Annotated in this window: 14 protein-coding genes; 5 read left to right on the forward strand and 9 right to left on the reverse strand. The window is 70.2% G+C overall.

Going from position 1 to position 20,655, the window contains the following annotated elements:
- Positions 1 to 41 precede the first annotated feature (41 nt).
- The 8 genes from QM772_RS00415 to QM772_RS00450 all read right to left on the reverse strand — a co-directional run bounded on the left by QM772_RS00415 (position 42) and on the right by QM772_RS00450 (position 9,155).
- On the reverse strand, positions 42 to 1,703 hold the full coding sequence (locus QM772_RS00415) for a PepSY-associated TM helix domain-containing protein (RefSeq protein WP_415133067.1): 1,662 nt from the start codon (positions 1,701 to 1,703) through the stop codon (positions 42 to 44).
- Positions 1,700 to 1,993: a hypothetical protein gene (locus tag QM772_RS00420; protein WP_415133069.1), complete on the reverse strand. Its 294-nt coding sequence runs from the start codon at positions 1,991 to 1,993 to the stop codon at positions 1,700 to 1,702. The genes QM772_RS00415 and QM772_RS00420 overlap by 4 nt, the downstream gene beginning before the upstream one ends.
- Complete coding sequence (locus tag QM772_RS00425) at positions 1,983 to 2,246, reverse strand: hypothetical protein (protein WP_415133071.1); 264 nt, start codon at positions 2,244 to 2,246, stop codon at positions 1,983 to 1,985. Before QM772_RS00425 ends, QM772_RS00420 begins: the two co-directional genes overlap by 11 nt.
- A 61-nt stretch (positions 2,247 to 2,307) precedes the next feature.
- Complete coding sequence (locus QM772_RS00430; RefSeq protein WP_415133073.1) at positions 2,308 to 4,719, reverse strand: TonB-dependent siderophore receptor; 2,412 nt, start codon at positions 4,717 to 4,719, stop codon at positions 2,308 to 2,310.
- 141 nt (positions 4,720 to 4,860) lie between these two features.
- Positions 4,861 to 6,057 (reverse strand): FecR family protein, encoded by a 1,197-nt coding sequence (locus QM772_RS00435; protein WP_415133075.1) that lies wholly within the window; start codon positions 6,055 to 6,057, stop codon positions 4,861 to 4,863.
- 86 nt (positions 6,058 to 6,143) lie between these two features.
- Positions 6,144 to 6,650, reverse strand: a complete 507-nt coding sequence (locus QM772_RS00440; RefSeq protein ID WP_415133077.1) for an RNA polymerase sigma factor — start codon at positions 6,648 to 6,650, stop codon at positions 6,144 to 6,146.
- 201 nt (positions 6,651 to 6,851) lie between these two features.
- Entirely contained in the window at positions 6,852 to 8,198 is a 1,347-nt protein-coding gene (argA, locus tag QM772_RS00445) for an amino-acid N-acetyltransferase (protein WP_415133079.1), read from the reverse strand.
- A 528-nt stretch (positions 8,199 to 8,726) separates the two neighbouring features.
- Positions 8,727 to 9,155, reverse strand: coding sequence for a cupin domain-containing protein (locus QM772_RS00450; protein WP_415133081.1), 429 nt, complete (start codon positions 9,153 to 9,155; stop codon positions 8,727 to 8,729).
- A gap of 86 nt (positions 9,156 to 9,241) precedes the next feature.
- Between QM772_RS00450 and hrpA the strand changes: the two genes are divergently transcribed.
- The 5 genes from hrpA to QM772_RS00475 all read left to right on the forward strand — a co-directional run bounded on the left by hrpA (position 9,242) and on the right by QM772_RS00475 (position 17,943).
- Entirely contained in the window at positions 9,242 to 13,420 is a 4,179-nt protein-coding gene (gene hrpA, locus QM772_RS00455) for an ATP-dependent RNA helicase HrpA (protein WP_415133083.1), read from the forward strand.
- A gap of 106 nt (positions 13,421 to 13,526) precedes the next feature.
- Positions 13,527 to 15,674, forward strand: coding sequence for a TonB-dependent receptor (locus QM772_RS00460; RefSeq protein ID WP_415133085.1), 2,148 nt, complete (start codon positions 13,527 to 13,529; stop codon positions 15,672 to 15,674).
- Positions 15,675 to 15,684: 10 nt separating this feature from the next.
- Entirely contained in the window at positions 15,685 to 15,963 is a 279-nt protein-coding gene (locus QM772_RS00465; protein ID WP_415133086.1) for a hypothetical protein, read from the forward strand.
- Positions 15,938 to 16,267, forward strand: coding sequence for a hypothetical protein (locus tag QM772_RS00470; protein ID WP_415133088.1), 330 nt, complete (start codon positions 15,938 to 15,940; stop codon positions 16,265 to 16,267). The genes QM772_RS00465 and QM772_RS00470 overlap by 26 nt, the downstream gene beginning before the upstream one ends.
- On the forward strand, positions 16,264 to 17,943 hold the full coding sequence (locus tag QM772_RS00475; RefSeq protein ID WP_415133090.1) for a PepSY domain-containing protein: 1,680 nt from the start codon (positions 16,264 to 16,266) through the stop codon (positions 17,941 to 17,943). Before QM772_RS00470 ends, QM772_RS00475 begins: the two co-directional genes overlap by 4 nt.
- Before the next feature lie 24 nt (positions 17,944 to 17,967).
- Here the strand turns inward: QM772_RS00475 and QM772_RS00480 are convergent, their stop codons facing one another.
- Positions 17,968 to 20,652 carry a [protein-PII] uridylyltransferase gene (locus QM772_RS00480; RefSeq protein ID WP_415133092.1) on the reverse strand — a complete coding sequence of 895 codons (2,685 nt, stop codon included), beginning with the start codon at positions 20,650 to 20,652 and terminating at the stop codon, positions 17,968 to 17,970.
- Positions 20,653 to 20,655 lie beyond the last annotated feature (3 nt).

Raw genomic sequence — 20,655 nt, forward strand, 5'->3', positions numbered from 1 at the left:
CACCGAGGCTGCGTATGGACTTTGCACCGCCATGGGGCGCTTCAGCTTTCCCGCGCGGCCACGGCCGGACTGGCCGCGGGCTCTGCCCCCCGCGCCGACCACACGCTGTCCACGGGGCCGTGCTTGACGCGCCGCGCCGTGGCGCGCGCCATCCAGGCCAAGCACAGCGCGCCGACGAAGGCCGTCACGTCCACGCCGATGGTCGCGGCGCTGCCAGGCGCCCATAGGCCCAGGGATGGGAACAGCACCGCCAGCAGACTCTTCAGCGGGATCGCCAGCGTCGCGGCCGCGCACAGCCACAGCAGTTCCACCGACGAACGTGCCGCGCCCCGGGCGAAAGCCCAGGCGATGGAGGCGAAAAACACCGCGTAGTAGATGACTTCGTGCCAGTGGTTCAGATCGGCCACGCGGCCGTGCAGCCACTTGGCGGCGGCGATGGTGGCCGACAGCCCGGCCACGCAGCCCAGGCACACGCCCACGGTGCCGGCCGCCAGCCAGTACGTGTCGCGGCGCTGCACGGGCAATTCATCGCCGGCCTTGCGCTGCGCCTTGCGCCGCGTCTCCACCCACAGCAGGTTGCCGCCGTAGAACAGCCACGCGCCCGCCAGGCCGAGCAGGAAGTAGCTCCAGCGCACCACCGCGCCGCCGTACTGGCCGAAGTGCAGGCCCGCCAGCGTCATGGTGGTGCGCCACCAGGGATCCTGCCGCGAGGGGCGCAGGCTGTCGTTGACGGCCTCGCCCGTCACGGCGCTCAGCACCACGGCGGCGTAGCGGTGTTCCATGACGTAGCCGGGCTCCCTGCCCGTGAAGCGCACCACGGCGGCCTTGTCGCCCGCCTTCTGGTAGGTCATGGCCTCGGGCACGAAGCCGGGGGCCTGCGCCTGCACCCGCTCCAGCAGTTGCGCGGGCGCCAGCATGGGCGCGGCCTCGCCCGTGGCCTGGGGCTGGCGGAACTGCGCCTGGAAGCGCTGCATGGCGGCCCGGTGCTTGTCGCCGTAGATGAGCGTGCCCTGCGCGCCGAACAGCAGCGCGCCCAGGCTGAAGGCCACGCTGGTGGTGGCGATGATGATGTGGAACGGCAGGCCGGTGATGCCGACGACGTTGTGCGCGTCCAGCCACATGCGCTTGAGGTTCTTGCCCACGCGCAGCGCGAAGAAGTCCCGGGCCAATGAGGGCAGCAGCACGATCACGCCGGAGATGAGCGCCACGCCGTACAGCAGCGAGACGGCGCCCATGAAGCTCGACCCCCACCAGCCGGGAATGCCGACGCGCATGTGAACCTCGTCGATGAACATGCCCAGCTCCGACGGCTCCTCCTGCCGCGCCACCAGCGCGCCATCGGGCGCGAGCGCGGCCCACCAGTGCGCGTGTTCGTGCTCGTGGCCGGGGTCGCTTTCGTCGTGGGGCAGCTCCACTTCCCAGGTGACGCGCGCGGGCAGATCCTCGCGCGGCGCCAGGTGCACGGTGAAGCCGTGCTCGCGCACCTCGGGGTGGGCGGCGAGCAGCTTGTCGATGAGCGCGGGCGTGGCGTCCAGCGGCGTCTGCGCCACGCCGGGCGCGGGCGGCGAGGCCCAGCGCGCGATGGGCTCCATGAACATGGTCAGCGCCCCCGCGTAGAAGGCGATGAACAGCGCGAAGCCGCAGGTGATGCCCGTCCAGGTGTGGACGGTCTTGTAGATCTTGACGATGGGTGCGGGGATCATGCAAAGAGCCAGAAGCGGCAGGCGAACAGTGCCGCGAAGGCGATCAGGTTGGCGCCGCCCAGCCACAGCCACGCGGCCAGCCCGCTGCGGAACAGGTAGCACAGGCTGAAGACGCCGATCCAGGCGAACGGCATCAGGAAGCGCAGCGTGGTGAAGCGCCCGTCCGGCGCGGTGATGCCGCCCGGCCCGAGGTAGGCCAGCAGGCCGACCAGCGCCATCGCCAGGCCGAAGCCGAGGAACAGCCCGGCGCTGGTCTTGGCCCACCAGTCGGGCCGGATGTCATTTGCCATGTCCGCCCTTGCGCAGTACGGCGATGTAGGGAAAGGCAAACAAGCACGTCATCACCACGTGCAGCGCCACGAAGAAGCCCGCCAGCGGCTGCAGCGCCGTGGCCCAAAGCCACGTACCAGCGATCAGCAGCACGATGCCCACAGCGAGGAACGGCGCCGTGGGCAGCGGCCGCGCGCGCCAGCGCTGGTTGGGGCTGACGAGGTAGAGACACACGCAGGCCAGGACGGTGAGCGCCAATGCGGCGAGGGACATGCTGTTAATCAAAAATGATAGCTGCCAGCGCTTAATACACAAGCGCTGGAGGCCGATTTGATTAGAAGTCCACCGTCAGCGATGCCGACACCGTGCGCGGCGCGGCGATGGTGGCGATGGCGTACCCCTCGCGGAAGATGCCGGAGTAGTAGTTGCGGTCGAACACGTTGCTCACGTTCAGGCGCAGCACGGCGTTCTTGCCGTACAGGCGCGTGGCGTAGCGCGCGCCCACGTCGGCCACGGCCCAGCCGGGCAGCTTGAGGGTGTGCGCATTGGTCAGCCATTGGCTGGTGGTGGCCTGCACGCGGCCGGTGAGCGTCAGCCCCGGCACGCCGGGCACGTCCCATTCCGCGCCCAGGTTGGCCTGCCAGCGCGGCGATCCGACGGCCTCGTAGCCGTCGAGCGTGCCGCCCGCCGTCTTGGTCTGGATGCTTTGCGCATAGACCACGCCGCCGAGCACGCGCACGCCGCGCGCGAGTTCGCCGAAACTGTTCCATTCCAGCCCGCGCACGCGCTTTTCGCCGCCGTCGGTGGCGTCATAGCCGCTGCCCGATGCGAAGGTGATCAGCTCCGGCTTGGTGATCTGATAGAAGGCGAAGGTATGGGTGAACGTGCCCGCGTTCCACTTGACGCCGATCTCCGCCTGCTCGGTCTTGTAGGGCGCGAAGGCGTAGTTGCGGATGTAGCCGCTGGTGGTGCTGATGGTCGCGCCCTGGCTCAGGCCCTGCACGTAGCTGGCGTAGAGCGACAGGTTCGGCCCCCAGGGTTTGAAGACCACGCCCAGCGCGGGCGTGACCACGCTCTTGTCATAGGCCACTTCGCCGCCCTCCGATATGCCGTCGGCGGTGGGGGCGACCTTGTAGCGCTGGTGGCGCAGGCCTGCCGTCAGCTTGAGCCTGTCGTCCAGCAGCGAGAACGTGTCCACCAGCGCCAGGCTGTCGAAGGTCTTGTCCGACCACTTGGACGCCGCGCCGGGCAGATCGGGCATGGCGACGTACGCCGGGTCGTACATGTTGGTCGTGCCGCCGTTGGAATTGGCGGCGTAGCCGTAGTCCATCTTCAGGCGCGATGCCTGCAGCGTCAGCTCGTGGCCGACGCCGCCGGTGCGGAAGTTGAAGCGCAGTCCGGCCTCGGCATTCACGTTGTGCTCGTACATGCGCTGGCCGGCCAGGGACACCGTGCCGGTGCCGTCGGCCGCCGCGGCGACCACCCACGAGCCGGTGTACAGGCCCGCCACCGTGCCATGGCGCACGCCGATGCCGCCGTAGGCGGTGACGGTGTCGTTGAAGCGGTATTCGGCACGGGCGATGGCGGCGGCGTTCTCCGCCGTGCCATAGGCGGCGGGGAACTGGTTCAGGCTGGCGTCGGGCGCCTTGAGCACGCCCAGCGCGGCGTTGCGGAAGAAAAAGCCCGCTGGCGTGCCGCCGGAGAATTTCTCCTTGCTGTAGTAGGCGTCGAGCGAGGCCTTGAAGCCGCCGTTGCGGTAATCGAGCGCGCCCGAGAGGAACTGGCGCTGCTTGGACTGGCCATGCAGCGTGGTGTCGCCATCGGAGAACGAACCGTTCACGCGCAGCCCGACGGCGTTGTCCGGGCCGAAGCGGCGGCCCAGGTCAAAGCGCGTGCCGAACTGGCTCTTGCCGATGTAGTCCAGCGACACGCGGTTGAGCGGCTCCTCGCCCGCGCGCTTGGGCACCAGGTTGATCGTGCCGCCCAGCGCACCGGCCGGGGCCATGCCAACGAACATCGCGCTCGGGCCGCGCAGCAGCTCGACGCGCTCGAACATCTCCACCGGCGTGTGGCCGTAGGGCGCCATGCCGTACATGCCGTCGATGGTCATCTCGTTCTGGTTGACGCCGAAGTTGCGGATGCGGAAGTTCTCGAACGGATGCCCGTCCGACGTGGAAGACCGCACCGAGGCGTCGTTGCGCAGCACGTCGGCCACGCTGCGCGCGCCCTGGTCCTCGATGGTCTGCGCCGTGTAGCTGGTGACGGTGAACGGCGTGTCCATCACATCCGCGCTGCCCGTCAGGCCCAGGCGCGCGCCCTTGGCCACCTGGCCGCCCGCGTAGGCTTGCGGAAGGTCGTCCGCGCGTACGGCCTGCGCCTTGACGGTGACTTCCTCGAGGGTAGCCGTCGACGAGGAAGACGTCGGCGCGGGCTGCACGATGACTTCGCCCCCGTTGATGCTGGCTTGCAGCCCGCTGCCCGCCAGCAAGCGGTCGAGCGCTTGCCGCGGCGTCAGGTTGCCCGACACGGCGGACGCCTGCTTGCCCGCCACCAGATCGGGGTGAACCATCAATTGCAGCCGCGCCTGGCGGGCCAGCTCGTTCAGCGCGGCGCCCAGCGGCTGCGCGGGCACCGCGATGGGCACGGCCGTGGCGGCGGGCGCCTGGGCCCGGGCTGGAAGGGCAAAGCCCCCCAAGCACGCCAGGGCCAGGGCGAGGGGTGCGAGTCGGAAGCGCGGGTGCGGCATGAGAGCGATCTCCAAAGTAGAAAAAAGACAAGTTCCTGCACGTGGAGACGCTCGACCTTCGGATGTGTTGAGGTCGCGATGCAATTTTTTGGGTTTGCCGCCGTCCCGGCGGCCCGGGGGCCGCGTTCGGGCAACCGCCGCTCATTGGCGGGCGATTTCGGTCCGGCCGTCGCTGGTGGGCCTGAGCCGCACCGGCAGCACCTGCGGCAACGCCCGCGCGAAGGCGCCGACATGGCGCAGATCGAAGCTGCCCTGGACCTTGAGCGCGGCGGCGGCCGGGTCGTGGATCACCAGCCCGGTGCTGCCGTAGCGCTCGAATTCCGCCAGCGCCTTGCCGAGCGGGGTGCCGTTGAAGCTGACGCGCCCTTCGCGCCAGGCTGCCGGTGCCGCGGCGCCGCTGCCGACCGGTCCCAGTGCGCCCTGCGCGTCGGCGGTGACGGATTGGCCGGCGCCCAGTTCGACGGCGTGCGCTGCGCCGCCGCCGGTGGCCAGCTCCCTCGATGCCGAGCGGCTGGCGACGCGCACGCGGCCTTGCTCCACCACCACGTTGACGCTGCCTTCGTCCCCGATGCCGCTGCGGGTGTGCCGCACCGAGAAGCGCGTGCCGACCACGGTGACGCGCGTGGCGCCAGCCAGCACGTCGAAGGGCTGCTCGGGGTGGGACTGCACGGCGAAAAGCACCTGCCCTTCGGACAGGCGCACCTCGCGCCGCTGCCTGTACAGGGTGGCGTCGATCCGGGTGGCGGTATCCAGCCACAGCGTGCTGCCATCGGGCAGTTGCAGCTGTTTCTGCTGGCCGATCTCCGTGGCGAAGGTCTGGGTGAAGGTGGGCTGGTGCTGCCAGGCGTGCCACCCGAGCCAGCCCCCGCCGAGCAGGGCCAAGGCGACAGCGGCGGCCGTGGCCCGGGGCGCCAGCCGCCCCGGGCCGGCCAGCCAGGCGGCCGTGGCTGGCCGGGAGGGTGCGCGGCGACGGGGGAGCGGAAGGCCGGGTGCGGCGGCGGCCGGGCGAGCCGCCGGGGCGGCCGTGCTGGCCCGGACCGATGGCAGGCCGGCCCTGAGCGATTCAACGCTTTCGCCGGGAAGCTCGCCGATGCTGCCCCAGACTTCCTGCATCCGTGCCAGCGCCTCGGCATGCGCGGGATCGGCGGCCAGCCAGGACTGGAACTCGGCCTCTTCCTCGGGGCTCAGCCCGTCCTGGCGCCGCACCAGCCAGCTTGCCGCCGCTGCCTCCACGGGATCCTGGCTGGCGATGAACTCGGCCGAGGCGCGTGCTTCCGCCTCGTCCTGCCGGGCGTCGCAGGAAGGAGCGTCGGAGTTGCGGGGGGCGGCTGGGTTCATGTGGAAAGGATGAGGTTCTTCTCGTCTGTGAAGACGCACGAGGCCCCGATCAGTGGAGCCCCCGGGGTGGTGCCGGGCAATCCCCGCTATGGGCCCGGCTCACCGTGAAATGCCGCGTGGCAGGCCTTGCAGACGAGCATGCCGCGGATGACGTGCTGGGCGACCATGTTGCGTGAGATGCCCATCCGGTCGGCCACTTCCTGGTGCGACAGGCCCTCGAAGCGGTTCAGGACGAAGGCCTCGCGGCAACGCGGGGGCAAGCCTTCGACGGCGTCGTGAATGGCCTGCGCGTACTGGCCGAAGGCGTAGAGCTCCTCGGGCTGCTGGTGGCGAGGCAGGGCGGGCTGCGCGTCCTCCGTCATGGCCTCCAGGCTCTGGTGATCGGCGCGCACGCCGCGACGGCGGCACTGGTCGATGAGCAGATTGCGGACCGTGCGGTAGAGCAGCGCGCGTGGATCGGCAATGGCCTGGCCGGCGCGGCTGACCGCCAGGAGCCGCGCATAGGCTTCCTGCACCAGATCGGCCGCGGCATCGCGGTCCTTCAGGCTCCTGGCGCAGAAGTTCAGCAGTTCTCTGTAGTAGTGGATGGCCACGGCGCGGCGTTGACGGACGGGGTCGGCGCAGCGTGGTCTGCGCGTGCGCGGATCAAATGGGAATGGTTCTCATTATATGTCCTCGGTTCGGCCAGTCGTGTCCGTCTGCGCTTGAACGCGCCGTGGCGGCGTGTCCTGTTGTCCGGGTGGCGCGGCTCGGGGCAGGGGACCGGTCGGGGGCAAGCCCTGCCGGCTCTTGGCTCAGAGTTTCTTCACCAGCACCTGACTTTTGCGGTCCCAGTTGTACTTGCGCTTGCGCGCCTCGGGCAGCCAGTCGGGGTCCACGGGCTGGAAGCCGCGCTTGATGAACCAGTGCATGGTGCGCGTGGTCAGCACGAAGATGCTGGCCAGGCCCATGGCGCGGGCGCGCTGCTCCACGCGCTTGACGATCTTCTCGCCGTCGCCCTGGCCCTGGCTCTGCGGCGAGACGGTGACGGCAGCCATCTCGGCCGTCTTCGCCTCGGGGTAGGGGTAGAGCGCCGCGCAGGCGAAGATCACGCCGTCGTGCTCCAGGATGGTGTAGTTGCCGATGTCGCGTTCGATCTCGGTGCGGCTGCGCTTGACCAGCGTGCCGTCCTTCTCGAAGGGCTCGATCAGCTGCAGGATGCCCGTCACGTCGTCCGCCGTGGCTTCGCGCACGCTCTCCAGCTTCTCATCGACCACCATGGTGCCGATGCCGTCGTGCACGTACACCTCCAGCAGCAGCGCGCCGTCCACCGAGAACGGCAGGATGTGGCTGCGCTCCACGCCGTGCTCGCAGGCCTTGACGCAGTGGCGCAGGTAGAAGCCGACGTCGGTCGGCAGCTCCGGCGGCGGCAATTTGGCCAGCAGCGCGCGGGCCTCGGCCAGCGGGATTTCGGTGTCGATGGGGTTGTCGTCGGACTCGGGCTCCAGCGGCTGGACGCGGATGCCCGGCTTCTCGGTGAGGAAGATCAGCTTGTCCGCCTGCAGCGCCACGGCCACCGAGGTGGCGACTTCCTCCATCGCCAGGTTGAAGGCCTCGCCCGTGGGCGAGAAGCCGAAGGGCGAGAGCAGCACCAGCGCGCCGGCGTCGAGCGAGCGCGTGATGCCGGCCACGTCCACCTTGCGCACCGTGCCGGTGTGCTTGAAGTCCACCCCATCGATGATGCCCATCGGCCGCGCGGTGATGAAGTTGCCCGAGATCACCCGCACGGTGGAGCCGGCCATGGGTGTGTTGGGCAGGCCCTGGCTGAAGGCGGCCTCGATCTCGTAGCGCAGCTGGCCGGCGGCCTCCTGCGCGCTGTCGAGCGCCGCCTCGTCGGTGATGCGCATGCCGTGCGAGTAGCGCGGCTCGTGCCCCTTCAGGCGCAGCTGCTCGTTGACCTGCGGGCGGAAGCCGTGCACCAGCACGATCTTCACGCCCATGCTCTGGATCAGCGCCAGGTCGGTGGCGATGGCGCCCAGCTTGCCGGCGGCGATGGCCTCGCCCGCCACGCCCACCACGAAGGTCTTGCCGCGGTGCATGTGGATGTACGGCGCCACGGAGCGGAACCAGGGGACGAAGGTGAAGTTGAAGACGGTGGACATGGGGCAGGGCGGCGGGCGGGAGGATCGGAGTGTAGCGATTCGGGGGGGCTCAATCCGCGCCGCGCCGAGAGGATGTATATCAAAAAATATAGCTGCTCGCGCTGTGCCGGAGCGCGCTGGAGGCTGATTTGACTTGAAATAAATCCGCCCGATCGCGGGCATGTTCGTCGATCAGTGATTGACCGGACTACGAGCGTGCCAACGCATCGCGCGGAGAGTCCCGGCACGAGGTGAACCATGGACGTGGCTGTGAAGCGGTCGGCGCGCCGCTGCGCGCCCTGGGCTGAAACGGGAGCGCGTCAGGTGTGCGTGGAATGAATCGAGGTCATCTTTCAAAACCTCCTGGGCTGGGCGTCGTCGGCAAGCTTGCTCGTTGCGGACGGCGGGGGCGCCAGGAAGAATGAGCGGCGGATTGCGCGCGCATCGCACCCGCCTGCCAAGCGGAGCGCCGCATCGGTGCGACGACGTTCTAAAAGAAAAGTGCCGCCAGCGCCTGCTGGGCAAGCGCTGGCAGCTATCAGAACGATATCAAGGCTTCTTCTTGGGCACGACGTCCACCGCCCACAGCTCGGCCGGCTCGGTGGTGCTGGGGTTGCGGAACCAGTGGGTGGTGTCGGCGTTCTCGAACCAGTAGTCGCCGGCCCTGAGCACGCGCTGCGCGCTGCCGCGCCCTTCGACGATGGTGCCCTTGATCACGCGCACGATGCCCGGCTGGCCGGCGTGCGGGTGCGGCGCCGCGCCGCCGCCGGGGGCGATGGTCAGCAGGCGCGCGCGCAGCTCGTAGTCGCCCGGGCTGCCGGCCATCTTGTGCGCGGCCATGTCCACCGTGCCGACGGGCGTGCCGCCGTCGATGCCGGCGTTCTTCTGGGGCGCGGTGACGTGGCGCACGTCGGGCTGGCTGGCGCAGCCGGCGGCCAGCAGGGCGGCGGCGGCCAGGGGCAGGAAGGGGCGAAGCATGGGGGGTCTCCTCGGGTTGTGTATAGGGCGCCGGAACGGCGGCATCGATGCTAGTGCATGGGCGCACAGGGATAATCCTGCACCCCATGACCGACCCGCGTCCGCCCCTGCACATCGAGTTCCCCGACAACCTGCCGGTCTCCGCGCGCAAGGACGAGATCATGGCCGCGCTGGCGGCGCACCAGGTGGTCATCGTCTGCGGCGAGACGGGCTCGGGCAAGACCACGCAGCTGCCCAAGATCGCGCTCGCCATGGGTCGTGGCCGCATCAACGCGAAAGCCGGCGAGCGCGGCCGGCTGATCGGCCACACGCAGCCGCGCCGCATCGCCGCCACCAGCGTGGCCAAGCGCATCGCCGAGGAGCTGAAGACGCCGCTGGGCGAGGTGGTGGGCTACAAGGTGCGCTTCAACGACCGGCTGGCGAAGGACGCCTCGGTCAAGCTGATGACCGACGGCATCCTGCTGGCGGAGACGCAGACCGACCCGCTGCTGCGCGCCTACGACACGCTCATCATCGACGAGGCGCACGAGCGCAGCCTGAACATCGACTTTCTGCTGGGCTATCTGAAGCAGCTGCTGCCGAAGCGGCTGGATTTGAAGGTGATCGTCACGTCGGCCACCATCGACGCGGACCGCTTCGCCACACACTTCGCATCGGCCAAGGGGCCGGCTCCGGTCCTGATGGTGTCGGGCCGCACCTACCCGGTCGAGCAACGCTGGCGGCCCTTCGAGGAAAGCCGCGACCACGATTTGAACGACGCCATCGCCGACGCGGTCGATGAACTGTGGGCCGGCCGCCCCGGTGGCGACATCCTCGTGTTTTTGCCCGGCGAGCGCGAGATCCGCGAAGCCGCCGACCACCTGCGCAAGCACCTGGCGCACGGCGCGCTGACGCGCGGCGCCGAGGTGCTGCCGCTGTTCGCGCGCCTCAGCCAGGCCGAGCAGGAGCGCGTGTTCGAAAGCGGCCACGCGCCGCGCATCGTGCTGGCCACCAACGTGGCCGAGACCTCGCTCACGGTGCCGGGCATCAAGTACGTCATCGATGCCGGCACGGCGCGCGTCAAGCGCTACAGCTACCGCAGCAAGGTGGAGCAGCTGCTGGTCGAGCCCGTCAGCCAGGCGGCGGCCAATCAGCGCGCCGGCCGCTGCGGGCGCGTGTCGGACGGCATCTGCATCCGCCTGTACGACGAGAAGGACTTCGCCGGCCGCCCGCGCTTCACCGACCCGGAAATCCTGCGCTCGTCGCTGGCCGCCGTGATCCTGCGCATGAAGAGCCTGCACCTGGAGGGCGACAGCGGCCGGGTGGAGGACTTCCCCTTCATCGACCCGCCGTCCGGCCGCGCCGTCGCCGACGGCTACCAGCTGCTGAACGAGCTGGGCGCGGTGGATGATGCGCAGCAGCTCACCCCGCTCGGCCGCGAGCTGGCGCGCCTGCCGCTGGACCCGCGCGTGGGCCGCATGATCCTGGCCGCGCGCGAACGCGGTGCGCTGCGCGAGGTGCTGGTCATCGCCGCCGCCCTCAGCGTGCAGGACGTGCGCGACCGCCCCATCGAACAGCAGGCCCAGGCCGACCAGGCGCACGCCAAGTTCGACGACGAGAAGAGCGAGTTCAGCGGCTACCTGCGGCTGTGGAAGTGGCTGCACGACGCCCGTGGCGGGCACGTGGTGAAGACCCGCGCGCAGATGGCGGCGAAGGAAGGGCAGGGCGCGGCGCGCAAGCCCACCAACGCGGCGGCGCTGCCGGTGGCCCAGCGCGCCGCCCTGGCGCTGGCCCAGGCGCGGCAGAAACTATCGAATCAGGAGCTGCCGGCGCAGGTGGGGCGGGCTCTGGAGGCCGATTTGGTTCATGAAACCGAAGGCGCCGCCCACAAGCTCAGCAACCGCCAGTGGGAAAGCCTGCTGCGCCAGAACTTCATCAACATCCGCCGCGTGCGCGAGTGGCGCGACATCCACACGCAGCTGCACACCGTGGTGGCCGAGCACGGCTGGCTGGAGAACGCGCACCGGCCGCCGCCGGGCCGCCCCAAGGCGGCCGGAGCCCCCTCGGGGGGCAGCGAAGACGCGCAGCGCGGAGCGTGGGGGCCTGTTTCTCCGGCGGGCTACGAGGCCGTGCACAAGTCGCTGCTCGCCGGCCTGCTGGGCAACATCGGCTGCAAGCTGGAGACCGACGACGCGCAGAGCGGCGAATACCTGGGCGCGCGCGGCATCAAGTTCTTCCGCCACCCCGGCGCGCACCTGAGCAAGAAGCCGGGCAAGTGGATCGTCTGCGCCGAGCTGGTGGAAACCACGCGCCTGTTCGGCCGCGGCATCGCCGCCATCGAGCCGCAGTGGCTGGAAGAGGTCGGCGGCCACCTGCTGCGGAAGCAGCTGCTCGACCCGCACTGGGAGAAGAAGGCGCAGGACGTGGTGGCGCTGGAGCGCGCCACGCTCTACGGCCTGGTGGTCTACAGCGGCCGGCGCCGCAGCTTCGGCGCCGTCGATGCCCACGCCGCGCGCGAGATCTTCATCCGCGAGGCGCTGGTCGGCGGCGAGCGGCCGGAGGAATGGGCGCGCCGCCTGCCCTTCCTCGCCGCCAACGACAAGACCATCGCCCAGGTGGAGGAGCTGGAGCACAAGAGTCGCCGGCAGGACGTGCTGGTGGACGACGAGCTGATCTATGCCTTCTACGACCAGCAGCTGCCGCAGGGCATCAGCAACGGGCGCGACTTCGAGAACTGGTGGCGCGAGGCCAGCCGCACCAACCCGAACCTGCTGCGCCTCACGCGCGAGGAGCTGATGCGGCACGAAGCCGCCGGCATCACCACCAGCGCTTTCCCCAAGATGATCCGTCTGGGCGGCGTGGACTGCGCCGCCAGCTACCTGCACCAGCCGGGCGACGCCCGCGACGGCCTCACCGTGACCGTGCCGCTGTTCGTGCTGAACCAGGTGAGCGAGGCGCGCGCCGAATGGCTGGTGCCCGGCATGCTGAAGGACAAGATCCAGGCGCTGCTGAAAAGCCTGCCGCAGAAGCCGCGCAGCCGCTTCGTGCCGCTGCCCGAGAGCGCCGCGCGCCTGGCCGAGCTGCTGGGCACACCCGAAGCCTTCGGCCACGGCAGCCTGACCGACGCGCTGCTGAAGCACGTGCGCGATCAGACCAGCCTGGATGTGAAGCGCACCGACTTCAAGCTCGACATGCTGCCCGCGCACCTGTTCATGAACTTCCGCGTGATGGACGAGCATGGCCGCCAGCGCGGCCTGGGCCGCAACCTGCCGGCGCTGAAGGCCGAGCTGGGCGGTGAGGCGCGCGGCGCCTTCCAGGCGCTGGCGGGGCTGAAGACGGCCAAGGCGGAGCTGGTGGGTTCAGAGCCGAATCGGCCTCCAGCGCCCGCCAGTCAAGCGCCGACAGCTACCAAAACCATAGAGAACCCGAAACTCGCCGAGGACGTGCGCCACACCCAGTGGGACTTCGGCGAGCTGCCCGAGCTGCTGGAAATCCGCCGCAAGGGCCAGGTGCTGGTGGGCTTCCCGGCGCTGGTCGATGCCGGCGACGCGGTGGGCATCGAGGTGTTCGACGAGCCCGAGGTCGCCGCCGCGCGCCACCGCACCGGCCTGCGCCGCCTGTTCGCGCTGCAGGTGAAGGACGCGCTGAAGTACCTTGAAAAGAACATCCCCGACTTGCAGAAGATGGCCGTGGCCTACATGCCGCTGGGCACCGTCGAGGAGTTGCGAGAACAGATCATCGACGTGGCGCTGGAGCGCGCCTTCCTCGCCGAGCCGCTGCCCGCCACCGAGGCCGACTTCAAGCGCCGCGTGGAGGAGGGCCGCACGCGCCTGGCACTGATCGCGGGCGAGGTCGCGCGCCTGGCCGGCGCCATCCTGACCGAATACGCCGCCGCCGCGCGCAAGATCAAGGACACCAAGGCCACGCCCGAGGCCACGAAGGACGCCGCCGAGCAGCTCCAGCGCCTGCTGCCCAAGCGCTTCCTCGCCGCCACGCCCTGGGCCGCACTGCAGCACTTCCCGCGCTACCTCAAGGCCATCGTGCTGCGCCTGGACAAGCTGCGCGCCGACCCCGCGCGCGACGCCCAGCGCATGGCCGAGGTGCGCGCGCAGGACCAGCGCTTCTGGCGCCTGGTCGCCGAGCGCAAGGGCGTGCAGGACGCGCGCCTGCAGGAGCTGCGCTGGCTGCTGGAGGAACTGCGCGTCGGCCTGTTCGCGCAGGAGCTGCGCACGCCGCAGCCGGTGAGCGTGAAGCGGCTGGAGAAGGTGTGGGGGCAGGTGGGGTAGGCCGCGCCAGCCCGGCCGTTTCGGGGCGTGTCTTCTTTCGATGCTTTCCTTACGAATTACAATAAGACTGATTCTTATTAATAACCTGAGGGAAGCGTTCAATCCTATGCAAGCCATTCATCACCGCGCGCTGCGGCTCAATGCCATCGTCCTGGCGCTGCTGGCGGCCAGTACCGGTGCCACCGTCCACGCCCAGTCGGCCGCGGCCGCCGCAGCAGCATCCGACGCCCAGCCCGCGACGCTGCCGCAGGTCGACGTGCGCGACAAGTACGAGCGCGAGGATCTGCCCAACCTGGCGCCCGGCCGCAAGGCCGCCAAGGGCGCGCGCCTGGGCATCCTGGGGGCCACCTCCATCCTGGAGGCGCCGCTGCACGTCAACGCCTACACCCGCGAACTGGCCGAGGACTGGTCGGCCTTGACCCTGCAGGACGTGCTGGAGAACGATTCCGCCGTCGTCTTCACCACCAACAAGAACCACCTGCTGCAGAACTTCAACCTGCGCGGGCTGGACATGGGCGCGATGGACATCGCCACCAACGGCCTGTACGGCATCGCCCCGGCCAACTCGGTGCCCATCGAGATGTTCGAGCGCGTCGAGGTGCTGCGCGGCCCGAACGTGCTGCTGTCGGGCATGCCGCCCAACAACAGCGTGGCGGGCACCGTCAACATGGTCACCAAGCGCGCGCTGGCCAAGCCGATCGCCGACCTCACGGTCACCTATGGCAGCCACTCCTACGGCCAGGTGCACGCCGACCTGGGCAAACGCTTCGGCGAGGAGCAGCGCCTGGGCCTGCGCTTCAACGGCGTCTACGGCAAGGGCGAGATGGGCGCCCAGGACGAGAAGCAGCAGCGCCGCGTCGGCGCGCTGGGGCTGGACTACCTGGGCGACCGGGCGCGCTTCTCGCTGGACGTGTACAGCAGCGTCAACAAGATCGAGAACGGCAGCCCGGGCATGTTCAGCTTCACCGGCACCACGGCCATTCCCGGCGTCGGCGTGCTGCTGGACCCGCCCAGCGGCGACACCAACATGTTCCGCGGCACCCACGGCAAGTACGACAACAGCGGCCTGCTGGCCCGCGCCGAGTTCGATTTCACCAAGGACTGGCAGGGCTACCTCGCCGTGGGCGGCTCGGAGGCCGATGGCCTCGGCCTGCTGTTCGGCACGCGCGCCATCGTCACCGGCCTGGACGGCACCACGCGCGGCGCGATCTACCACGTGCACACCAAGTCCGAGCGCCGCACCGCCGAGGCCGGCGTGATCGGCAAGTTCGACACCGGCGGCGTCAAGCACCGGCTGCAGCTGTCGGCCGGCGTCCTCAAGCACAAGGAAGGCACGGTCAACACCGCCTGCAACTACTGCTACACCACCAACATCTACAACCCGGTGACCCCGACCTTCCCGGCCGAGCCGGTCTGGACGGCCTACACCACTCAGAACGATTTTCGTTCGCTGGCCGTGGCCGACACCATGAGTTTCGCGGGCGAGAAGGTGCTGCTGACGGTGGGCGGGCGCCACCAGACCGTGAAGATGCCGCTGTCGAGCTACAGCGAAAGCCGCTTCTCGCCGATGGTGGCCGCCGTGGTGCGGCCCTGGGGCGACGGGATTTCGCTGTTCGGCAACTACACCGAGGGGCTGGAGCCGGGCCAGGTGGTGGGCTCGACCTACGCCAACGCGGGCGAGGCGCTGGCGCCCAAGGTCACCAAGCAGTTCGAGCTGGGCGTGAAGCTGCAGACCGGCGAGCTGACGCACACCTTCAGCGCCTACCAGATCAAGCGCCCGTCCTTCGTCACCGACAGTTCCAACTACCTGGTCGCCGATGGCGAGCAGCGCCTGCGCGGGCTGGAGTGGAGCGTGTTCGGCAAGCTGACGCAGGACTTGTCGCTGCTGGGCGGCGTCACCCACATCAAGTCCGAGCAGCGCAACACCGGCAAGGACACCTACGGCGTGCCCGAATGGCGCGCGCGCATCGGCCTCGACTGGCAGACGCCCGTGCAGGCCCTGACGGTGGGCGGCCGCCTGATCTACACCGGCAAGCAGTGGGCCGACTCGAGCAACACCCTGCGCGTGCCGTCCTGGCACCGCGTGGACCTGATGGCCAGCTACGCCACCAAGTTCGGCGGCACGCCGGTGCGCTTCAACGCTAGCGTGGAGAACGTGGCCGACAAGAAGTACTGGATCGGCACCTTCGGCGACGGCTTCGTGATGCCCGGCGCGCCGCGCACCTTCAAGGTGTCGGCCATCGTGTCGTTCTGACGCGCCTGCCATGCCGTTTTTCACGGTGGCCGGCCTGGGCCTGATCGCGCTGGCCTGCCTGTGCGTCTACGCGGCCTCGCCCAACCAGAAGCTGTGGGCGTCGCCCTGGCCGGCATGGCCCGCGCGCCTGGCGGGCGCGGGGCTGCTGGTGGCGGGCTGGCTGGCGTTCAGGCACGACATGCAGCGCCTGGCGGCCGTCTTCGCGTTCGTCACCGCGCTGATGCTGGCCTTCGCCGTGCTGCCCTATATCGGAGCGCTGTTCCATGCCCGACGCGCACGCAGCGCCTGACGCCGTCGGGCGCCGGAAGCTCGGCCCCATCCGTCCCGACTGGGTGTCCAAGACTCTGGCGGGCCTGCTGCTCGGGTTCACCCTGGCGATCATTTGCAGCGGGCTGCTGGCGGCGCGGCTGGCCGGCATGCCCCTGCCCGTAAGCGGGCAGCTCGCCATGTGGCTGGTGCCGCCGGTGTGGCTGGGCGTGCTGTCCGGCGTGTATTTCTTCTCCAGCGGCCTGCGCGCCTGGGCCTGGCTGGCGGCCGCCAATGCCCTGGCGCTGGGCCTGCTGTGGCTGGCCAGGCCGGCGGGCGCGGCATGAGAGCCGACTTCATCCGCATCTACAAATCCGTCCACACCTGGACGGGCATCGTCAGCGGCATGGCGCTGTTCATCGCCTTCTACGCGGGCGCGCTGACGGTGTTCAAGGAGCCGCTGCGGCGCTGGTCCACGCCGCCCGCCGCCGCCGTGCAGCCGGTGCCGCTGGACGAGGTGCAGCCGCTGATCGTCCAGACCTTCACCAGCACCCCGGCCGCCGCGCGCGGTGCCGTGGTCAGGCTGGAGGGCGGGCAGGCCATCCCGCGCGTGGAGTGGCAGGTGCGCGACCCCCAGGCGGGCGACCATGACGAGAGCGCCACGCGCCACTACGCGGCCACGCTGGGCGAAGGCGGCCGCGTGCGGGTGAGCGAGCAGCACCCTTCGCGGCTGGTGGAGTTCATCGACGTGCTGCACCGCGTGGTCGGGCTGCCGGTGGATTCGGACCCGAACCGCTGGATCATGGGCGTGATCTGCGTGCTGTACAGCGTCGCGCTGGTCTCCGGGGTCGTGGTGCTGCTGCCCTCGCTGGTCAAGGACTTCTTCGCCCTGCGCGTGGGCAGGAACCTCAAGCGCATGTGGCTGGACGCGCACAACGTGGTCGGCATCGTCAGCCTGCCGTTCCACCTGGTCATGGCGCTCTCCGCCGTGGTGTTCGCCTACCACGACCAGATCTACGCGCTGCAGGACAAGGCGATCCACCAGGGCCGGTGGGCGCAGACCTACGCCAGGCCCCAGGTCGGGCCCGGCGACGCGCCGCCCCCGCGCAACCCGGCCGACATGCTCGCGCCCACGCAGCTGGTGCGCATCGTCCAGCAGGCCGCTCCCGGCTTCGAGCCCAACGGGCTGCAATACGCGCAGGTGACGGGGCCGAGGGCGACGGTGCGGGTGTGGGGCCACAACCCGCAGGCCGTCTCGCCGCGCGCCACGGGCGGCTTCGCCGCGCTCGATCCGTACAGCGGCAAGCTGCTGTCGGCCGACTACCTCACGGGGGCGCAGAGCGCGCCCAACCTGTTCATCAGCAGTTTCTTCGCCCTGCACATGGCCTCGTTCGGCGGCCTGGCCGTGTGGTGGCTGTACTTCCTGCTCGGCCTGGCGGGGGCTTGGCTGTTCTACGGCGGCAACCTGCTGTGGGTGGAAACGCGGCGCAAGGCCCAGCGCGGGGATGCGGCCATGCCGGTGCAGCGGCGCGACACGGTTCTCATGGCCGCCGCCACCGTAGGCGTGTGCGTCGGCTGCGTGGCCGGCCTCTCGCTGACCCTGGCCGCCGCCAAGTGGCTGCCGGGGCGGGTGCAGGACCTGGCCGCCTGGCACGTGGGGATCTACTACGCCGTGTTCTTCGCCAGCGTGGCCTGGGCCTTCTGGCGCGGCGCCGCGCGCGCGGCCGTGCCGCTGCTGTGGCTGGCGGCGGCCTGCACGGCCGCGATCCCGCTGTCCACCTTGCTGGGCTGGCTGCTGCCGGGCACCGGCGCATGGGCCGAGGGCGGCGCGCTGCTGGGCGTGGACGCGACCGCGCTGGCGGGGGTGCTGGCGCTGGCCTGGATGGCGCGCGCCACGGCGCGGCGGGTGCGCCACGGGCCGGCGGACAGCGTCTGGTCGGTGCACCAGGCGGCGCCGTTCGGCGGCGGGATCGCGGCGGCGGAGCCGCGCCATCCGCCCATCGATCCGCGGGCCCAGGAGTGAAGCGGCGCCTGGCGCGAGACCGGGCTACGCTTCCTCCAGCGCGTCCAGCAGCTCCTGCTCGATACGCAGCTGCGTCTTGCCGTTCTGCAACTGCGCGCCGTGCAGCAGGAACATGTCTTCCACGCGCTCGCCCAGCGTGGTGACCTTGGCCAGTTCGACGTCGATCTGGTGGCTGCCCAGCACGCGCGCGATGCTGTAGAGCAGGCCGACGCGGTCGCTGGCGGTGACGGTGAGCAGCCAGCGCTGCGCCTTCTCGTCGGGCCGCAGATCGACGCGCGGCGCGATCGGGAAGCTCTTGACCCGGCGCGACACGCGGCCCAGGCGCGGCGGCGGCAATTCGGCCTGGCTCTCGATGGCCTGGGGCAGGTCGGCCTCGACCATGCCGATGAACTCGCGGTAGTGCTCGGCGCCCAGCGGGCTGACGACCTGGTAGGTGTCCAGCGCCCAGCCGTTGCGGGTGGTGTGGATCTTGGCGTCCAGGATGGAGAAACCCGCGCGGTCGAAGTAGCCGCAGATGCGCGCGAACAGGTCGGGCCGGTCGGGCGCGTACACCAGCACCTGCAGGCCCTCGCCGACGGGCGACAGCCGCGCGCGCACGATGCCGGCCGGAGATTGCAAGCCTTTTTGGCCTCCAGAGCCCGCCGGATCTACGCCGGCAGCTGCTGATTTAGGAGCGTTGGCGGGGCGTACGTGGCGCGCCAGGTGGCGCGTGTGCCAGGCGATGTCGCCGGCGTCGTGGCGCATGAAGTAGCTCACGTGCAGCGTGTCCCACAGCGCCTTGTGCGATTCGTGCGGCTCGGAGGCCAGCGCGAGCTGGATCAGCGCCTGCCGCTTGCGCGACTCGATGACGGCGTTGGCGTCCGGCGCGCGGCCGCCCAGGGCGCGCACGGTCAGCTTGTACAGGTCTTCCAGCAGCTTGCCCTTCCAGGCGTTCCACACCTTGGGGCTGGTGCCGCGCACGTCGGCCACCGTCAGCAGGTAGAGCGCGGTCAGGTAGCGCTCGTTGCCCACGCGCCGGGCGAAGGCCGCGATCACGTCGGGGTCGCTCAGGTCTTCCTTCTGGGCGATGCGGCTCATGGCGAGGTGCTCGCGCACCAGGAATTCGATGAGCTGCATGTCCTGCTTCTGGATGCCGTGCTGCTGGCAGAAGCGCCGCACCTCGGTCGCGCCCAGCTCGGAATGGTCGCCGCCGCGGCCCTTGGCGATGTCGTGGAACAGCGCCGCCACGTACAGCACCCAGGGCTTGTCCCAGCCGGCGGCGAGCTGCGAGCAGAAGGGGTATTCGTGCGCGTGCTCGGCGATGAAGAAGCGCCGCATGTTGCGCAGCACCATCAGGATGTGCTGGTCCACCGTGTAGACGTGGAACAGGTCGTGCTGCATCTGCCCGACGATGCGGCGGAACACCCACAGGTAGCGGCCCAGCACCGAGGTCTGGTTCATCAGCCGGAAGGCGTGCGTGATGCCCTGCGGCTGCTGCAGGATGGCCAGGAAGGTCTTGCGGTTGACGGGATCGTTGCGGAACTGGTGGTTCATCAACGTGCGCGCGTTGTAGAGCGCGCGCAGCGTGCGCACCGACAGGCCCTTGATGCCCGCCGTCTGCGTGAACAGCAGGAAGGTTTCCAGGATGGCGCGCGGCTCGCGCTGGTACAGGTCGTCGCTGGCGACTTCGAGCAGGCCGTCCTTGTCGAAGAAGCGCTCGTTCAGGCGGCGCGGCTTGGGGCTGCGCTCGCCGCGCGCGCCGCGCAGGTATTCCTCGATGCTTTGCAGCAGCATCTGGTTGAGCTGGGTCACCGCCTTGGCGGCCCAGTAGTAGCGCCGCATCAGCACCTCGCTGGCGCGCAGCACCACGCGGCCGTCGTCGGCGAAGCGGTGCCTGTAGCCGAAGGACTCGGCCACCGCGTTCTGCAAGTCGAACACCAGCCGGTCCTCGCGCCGGCCAGCGACGATGTGCAGCCGCGTGCGGATGGCGGAGATCACCGCTTCGTTGTGGCGCAGCTGGCGCAGCTCGTGCGGGGTGACCAGGCCGGCCAGCGCCAGGTCTTCCCAGCGGCTGCCGATGCCGGCGGCGCGCGCCGTCCACAGGATGACCTGCAAATCGCGCAGGCCGCCGGGCGATTCCTTGCAGTTGGGCTCCAGCGCGTAGGGCGTGTCCTCGTACTTGGCGTGGCGCTGGCGCATCTCCAGCCGCTTGGCGACGAAGAAGTCCAGCGCGTCGAGCTGGGCGGCGAAGCGCTGGTGGAAATCGCGCAGCAGCGCGCGCGAGCCCGTCACCAGGCGGGATTCGAGCAGCGCCGTGCGCACGGTGACGTCGGCGCGCGCGATTTCGAGGCACTCCTCGATGGTGCGCACGCTGGAGCCGATCTCCAGCCCGGCGTCCCAGCAGCCGCTGATGAAGCCCTCGATGCGCTGGCGCAGCGCCGGGTCGGCGGCCGGGTCGGCGCCGGGCGGCAGCAGCAGCAGCACGTCCACGTCGGAATAGGGGAACAGCTCGCCGCGCCCGTAGCCGCCCACCGCCAGCAGGGCGAAGCCGGCGTCGAAGCCAGCGGCGCGCCAGAGGGCGGTGAGCGCGTCGTCGGCCAGGGCGGAGAGCCGGCTCAGCGCCTGACGCACGCCGCGCATGGGGGCACCCTCGGCGCGCTGGGCGTCGAGCAGGGCCTGCCGCTGCTGGCGGTAGCCGGCGGCCGGCGCGGCGGCCGGAGGGATCGACATGGT

Origin of the sequence: Ottowia sp., assembly GCF_047601385.1 — a bacterium.
In the GTDB taxonomy this organism is placed as follows: Bacteria; Pseudomonadota; Gammaproteobacteria; order Burkholderiales; family Burkholderiaceae_C; genus Ottowia.

What these genes read in the sequence shown, in the direction of transcription:
- QM772_RS00415 (WP_415133067.1), bottom strand. Translation starts at nt 1,703, where the DNA reads ATGATCCCCGCACCCATCGTCAAGATCTACAAGACCGTCCACACCTGG.
- QM772_RS00420 (WP_415133069.1), bottom strand. Translation starts at nt 1,993, where the DNA reads ATGGCAAATGACATCCGGCCCGACTGGTGGGCCAAGACCAGCGCCGGG.
- QM772_RS00425 (WP_415133071.1), bottom strand. Translation starts at nt 2,246, where the DNA reads ATGTCCCTCGCCGCATTGGCGCTCACCGTCCTGGCCTGCGTGTGTCTC.
- QM772_RS00430 (WP_415133073.1), bottom strand. Translation starts at nt 4,719, where the DNA reads ATGCCGCACCCGCGCTTCCGACTCGCACCCCTCGCCCTGGCCCTGGCG.
- QM772_RS00435 (WP_415133075.1), bottom strand. Translation starts at nt 6,057, where the DNA reads ATGAACCCAGCCGCCCCCCGCAACTCCGACGCTCCTTCCTGCGACGCC.
- argA (WP_415133079.1), bottom strand. Translation starts at nt 8,198, where the DNA reads ATGTCCACCGTCTTCAACTTCACCTTCGTCCCCTGGTTCCGCTCCGTG.
- QM772_RS00450 (WP_415133081.1), bottom strand. Translation starts at nt 9,155, where the DNA reads ATGCTTCGCCCCTTCCTGCCCCTGGCCGCCGCCGCCCTGCTGGCCGCC.
- hrpA (WP_415133083.1), top strand. Translation starts at nt 9,242, where the DNA reads ATGACCGACCCGCGTCCGCCCCTGCACATCGAGTTCCCCGACAACCTG.
- QM772_RS00460 (WP_415133085.1), top strand. Translation starts at nt 13,527, where the DNA reads ATGCAAGCCATTCATCACCGCGCGCTGCGGCTCAATGCCATCGTCCTG.
- QM772_RS00465 (WP_415133086.1), top strand. Translation starts at nt 15,685, where the DNA reads ATGCCGTTTTTCACGGTGGCCGGCCTGGGCCTGATCGCGCTGGCCTGC.
- QM772_RS00470 (WP_415133088.1), top strand. Translation starts at nt 15,938, where the DNA reads ATGCCCGACGCGCACGCAGCGCCTGACGCCGTCGGGCGCCGGAAGCTC.
- QM772_RS00475 (WP_415133090.1), top strand. Translation starts at nt 16,264, where the DNA reads ATGAGAGCCGACTTCATCCGCATCTACAAATCCGTCCACACCTGGACG.
- QM772_RS00480 (WP_415133092.1), bottom strand. Translation starts at nt 20,652, where the DNA reads ATGTCGATCCCTCCGGCCGCCGCGCCGGCCGCCGGCTACCGCCAGCAG.